Annotated in this window: 5 protein-coding genes; all 5 read right to left on the minus strand. The window is 59.5% G+C overall.

Annotation, left to right across the window (positions count from 1 at the left end):
• Positions 1 to 90: 90 nt before the first annotated feature.
• The 5 genes from G552_RS0113450 to G552_RS0113470 all read right to left on the minus strand — a co-directional run bounded on the left by G552_RS0113450 (position 91) and on the right by G552_RS0113470 (position 4,057).
• A complete protein-coding gene (locus tag G552_RS0113450; protein ID WP_027883473.1) occupies positions 91 to 1,203 on the minus strand; it encodes a tetratricopeptide repeat protein in 1,113 nt (370 codons plus the stop codon).
• Positions 1,204 to 1,293: 90 nt separating this feature from the next.
• Positions 1,294 to 2,034: an ABC transporter permease gene (locus tag G552_RS15900; protein ID WP_027883474.1), complete on the minus strand. Its 741-nt coding sequence runs from the start codon at positions 2,032 to 2,034 to the stop codon at positions 1,294 to 1,296.
• Positions 1,985 to 2,917 carry an ABC transporter ATP-binding protein gene (locus G552_RS15645; protein ID WP_051195833.1) on the minus strand — a complete coding sequence of 311 codons (933 nt, stop codon included), beginning with the start codon at positions 2,915 to 2,917 and terminating at the stop codon, positions 1,985 to 1,987. The genes G552_RS15900 and G552_RS15645 overlap by 50 nt, the downstream gene beginning before the upstream one ends.
• A 1-nt stretch (position 2,918) precedes the next feature.
• Positions 2,919 to 3,383 (minus strand): nitroreductase family protein, encoded by a 465-nt coding sequence (locus G552_RS15650; RefSeq protein ID WP_084640454.1) that lies wholly within the window; start codon positions 3,381 to 3,383, stop codon positions 2,919 to 2,921.
• A gap of 341 nt (positions 3,384 to 3,724) precedes the next feature.
• Positions 3,725 to 4,057, minus strand: coding sequence for an NHLP-related RiPP peptide (locus G552_RS0113470; protein ID WP_245575210.1), 333 nt, complete (start codon positions 4,055 to 4,057; stop codon positions 3,725 to 3,727).
• Positions 4,058 to 4,516 lie beyond the last annotated feature (459 nt).

A 4,516-nucleotide genomic window follows, 5' to 3' on the forward strand; every position in this document is an offset into this window, starting at 1 on the left:
CATGGGCATCACCCCCTTTGGAGAAGCTTGGCTAAGCACTCTCCTCCTAGCACACAGAAGAATGTCCAGTCAACTGCAACTGCGTAACTCCTACTCTTGAAAAAAAGCCGCCTGACCAGCCAGAAAGGCCCGCCCCTCTGCGCTCAAACCTTCGAGAGCCCACGACGCCTCAGCCAGGGTAGCGCGGGCTTTGGCTTCTAGGCCCAGGCTGAGATAGGCCCTGGCCAGGTGCAGTGCCGTCATGGCCGCACGGGGCGCGCTAGGTCGCCGCAGGAAACGCCCCAGAAGCTCTGCTAGGGGCTCCACGGCCTCCGAAGGGTTCAGCAGAGAAAACGGCAGTAGGTAGGCTAGCTCACCCCAGTCACGAAACGTGTCCAGGGTTTCCTCCCCCAGCACCTTCGCCTCGAGGCCCAGGCGCTGGGCCTCTTCCAGGCGGCCCAGCTCTAAGAGCGCCCGCACCTTGCGGACCAGGATAGGCAGTCGCCGGGCCCGGATGGGAGGCAGTTGATCGTCCACAGTTGCGTAAGCCTTGAGGGCCGCCTCGGCCTGCCCCAGGGCCAGCAAAAAGTCCCCCTGCGCCAGCAGGGCGTCTGGATGCTTTATTTCCAGCGGCGGAAGCACCCCCAGCCGTCCCCCTAAAATCTGGGCGTAGCCCCACGCCATGTTCAAAGTGTTGCGCAGGGATGGATGCTTTAGCCCAATGGATTCGGCAACCCGCAGGCCCCAAGCCGCCCAGACCTCAGCCTGGGCATAAGCACCCAGGGTCACCTCGAGCAGGGCCAGGGCCGCTGCCGCCTGAACCGCCCGCTGCGGTTGGCCCGCGGCTTCGGCCTGCCGTAAGGCCTCGCGCAGCCAACACCCAGCCTCGTGCGGGCTGCGCAAAACGGCCGCTGTAGCCAGGGTGTAAGCGGTTAGGAAGCACGGGCTTTGCTGATAGGCTTGCTGGGCCAATTCTAGGGCCTGGGAAAGCTGGCCGCGCTGCCAGGCGATCCGGCTCAAAAGCGCCTGTACTTCTGGGTGCTGACTGTGGGTTAGGTCGGGGAACTGTAAAAAGAGCGCGTTTTCCTGCCCGAGCTCGAGGGCAAACTCGAGGGCATAGCGCGAAAGCAGCGGATCGGAAACGGGGATCTGGCAAAGCCGCTCTAAGCACCACGCCAACCCCTCCTGGTGCTGGCCTGCGCTCCAGGCAGCTTCCAGATCCATGGAAGCATCTTACGAAAGGCAAAAGCCCAATGGGTGAGTCAGGGCACCCCGACGAACGAGGGCATAGAAGGGACAACCACAAGCCGCCGCTCACAATGGCCGGGACAGCCGTCGGGCCGCCACAACGGCCCCCAGCGCTGCCCAGCAAAGAAGCGTCAACAACGGGTGCAGCAGCATCCCATCGCCTTTGATGGCAGTCTGGATCAGGAGGGCCAGGTTTTGTAGCGGTAGCAGCGGGGTAAGGGCCGCCGCCCACTCCGGAAGCATCCCGCGCTGGGCTGCCACTGAGAGCAGAAACAAGGGAAAGAGGGTAGCATTGACCAGATACGAGGCTGCATTCGCGGTGCGAACCAGACTGCCCACCAACAGTCCCCAACTCCCAAGTGCCGCAAAGCCCAGCACCAGGCCAGGCAGCAACCCGGCGAAATTGGACAGGCTAAGGGACAGGCCCAGCCAAAAGGCTCCCAGCCCCAGGGTAAGTATTAGTGCAAACGTCCCCAGCAGCGCACAAGCCGCTACCCTAGCCGCGATGTGTACGACCATAGGTAGGGGTGTGCTCCTTAGCCGCTTGAGTAAGCCGACCTCCCGGGCCGAGGCAATGCCCATGGCCAGACCCGCGTACGCCGCCATAGCCAGCGCAAGCGCAGCTACAAAGGCCGTTGCCGAAAGAACATCCTGCCAGGACTGCCGGCTCCAGAAAAGCAGTACCAGCAGCGGGAAAGCGAAGGTGAAAAAGGTGGCGGCCCGGTCCCTGAGGTAAAGGCGAATCTGCCATCCGGTTTCATTGGCCAGCAAGCGAAGGGGTGCTGGCGGCGGGGTGGTGATGTTCATGTGAAGCTCCTTTCAACAGGGCCAGGTACGCTTCCTCGAGGGTGGGACTTTGTATGCTCAGGTCCTCGAGCCCCACCCCGCTCTTGCGCAAGTCTAAGAGGTCTTCGTCCGGCTGCAAGCTCGGAAGGGTGATTCGATCCCCCTCGACCCTCGCCCGCACGGCCAAAGCAGGAGGCAGCGCGGCGTCAGCCCGCCGGAAGCTGATTCGGTAAGGAAGGCCGGCCTGGGCGATCATTGTCTGGAGGGGGCCGTCGAAGATAAGCTCTCCTTCTCGCAGCAGCAGCACCCGCCGACCCAGCCGTCCAGCCTCCTCCAGGTTGTGGGTGGTCAGAATGAAGGTCACCCCGCTCCCCGTTAGCTCTTCGATAAGATCCCAGATAAGCAGCCGGGCTTCCGGGTCAAGATTGGCGGTGGGTTCGTCCAGGAAGATCAGGCGGGGTCTGCCTAATATGGCTACGGCGAGCTCGAGCCGCCTGCGCTCGCCCCCGCTCAGGTTGCGCACCCAGCGATCCCGCCGATCCGCGAGGCCCAGCTTTTCCAAAAGCTCCGAGGTTGGAAGGGGGTTGGGGTAATAGCTGCCGAAGAGCTCGAGGCTCTCCCGGACGGTCAGCTCTGGGTAAAGCCCTGCTTTGTCCTGTAAGACAAATCCCATCTGCCTCCGCACGTTGAGCGGCAGGTGCGGGACATAGGCCCCCAGAACCCTGGCCCGGCCCGCAGTGGGCCGCAGAAAACCACCCAAAATATCTAGAGTAGTGGTTTTGCCCGATCCGTTCGGCCCCAGTACCACCGCCCGCTCAGCCACCTCCACCGTAAAGCTGATACCTTTCAGCGCTGGGATGGAGCCGTACTGTTTGCGCAAGTCGGAGACCTCGATGATGCCCACTTCAGAACCTCCGAGAAACAAACGGGCTGAACTCCAGAGTTGCCTGGGGGTGCTTGACACCGACAGCAAACATCGCCATCACCCCCTGCTGTGCACCATCCAGGTATAGATCGGATTCGATATCTGCAGCATTGACTGCTGCTGTGAAGAAATAACCCAGATCAAGCTTTGTCGAAAGCAGATACAGCGTCTGGCCAAGATGGCCTATGTCCATAGCCATAACCATGTAGGTTCGCTCGTTGCGCCTATACTTCCAGTGGTTGCGGTAAAACCGGGACGCCATAATGATCAGCGCGCCTGCGTGCAACACGTAGGGCTGGCCTGCTGCGTAGTGAACCGCCCTTTCTGCAGCCTCCCTCTCGGTAAAGGTAGTCAGAACCTCCAGGCATCGGTGGGAAAAGAGAGACTCCTTTCCACTTAGAAAGAAAGTGATAAACAGCGCTCCTACAATGCCAAAGTTCGGAATCTAGACGCTCTTCTTTTTGGCGATACGCGCTGGCCCAGTCTTCGCTGAGATTAGTGATCAAAAGTCCGGACTTACTCCACGCCATTACGCGCTCGGGCTTTTTCAGGCTAGACGCCTCAACCCAGGAGCGAGAAGGAATGTTCTGAAGCTCAGTGAACTCATCTAAGCAAAGCAAAGATTCTGCCTCGGCAATAGCCGAAGCAGCAAGCACCATGGATTGGTTTCTCAGTGCGATCCTGCCCTGAAGTAACTCGCTGAAATCTGGCATGGTGCCATCAGTAAGAAAAAAAGGCAACATATTTGGATCGCTTTACGTCCATCGCCTCACCATTAGATGAGACTCAATTCAAGGGCTCTTGAGTTCCGTAGGTCTTTGCACTCAAGAAAGCAAAAACCCAAGCAGCCCAAGCTCCCCAGCCTTGCAGTTCCATACCATCGCCGGTATGCTCCAAGGCGAAGTCAAACTGCTCGAGTACTCGACGCACCTCCTCCTTCGGCGGAAGACTTATATACTTGGTATCAGGGATCACCGGAGTGCTATTTCCCAGCACACCCAGGTACTTCAGAGCCAACCCGGGATTCTGCTGCAACGAGTCCCTAAAATTATCATCGTCGGCAAGAAGCCCCAAAAACTCGCGAACGCTGTTCACCTTTTGAGTACCTGTACCCACCATCTCAATCACCTCCGTTTTTCCTAAACCTAGCCAGCCCGAGGTAGCAATCAGGTAGCAGATAGGGCACATTCCGATTCAGCCCCGGTACAGCAGGCCTTTCTGGAGGGGAGGACCTCACCCCTACCGGCGTGTAATACCCGATTCGGTCAGTTCGTCCCCATTCGGGGACGAACTGACCCGACCGAAGTTATCCGCGTACCGGAGGGCGATACCGCCCCTTGGAAGGGATACGCTTTCTTCGCCGACCGTCAGTGAAGGGCCATCGGCCCCCGGCTAGCGCCGGTACTCAAGGGAGGGGTGTGCTCTAGGATTCAAAAAGATAGCCTCTGGAGGCCTTTGGTTTGGATGACTATCTTTTTGAATCCGGTTAGGACTTACGCAGTTGGCTGAAGGATGTGGAGGGGATGGGCGAGATAACTTCGTATTGCCTCGCGAACAATGGACGCCTTGGCCTCGTAC

The sequence above is a fragment of the Meiothermus rufus DSM 22234 genome (genome assembly GCF_000423425.1).
In the GTDB taxonomy this organism is placed as follows: Bacteria; Deinococcota; Deinococci; order Deinococcales; family Thermaceae; genus Meiothermus; species Meiothermus rufus.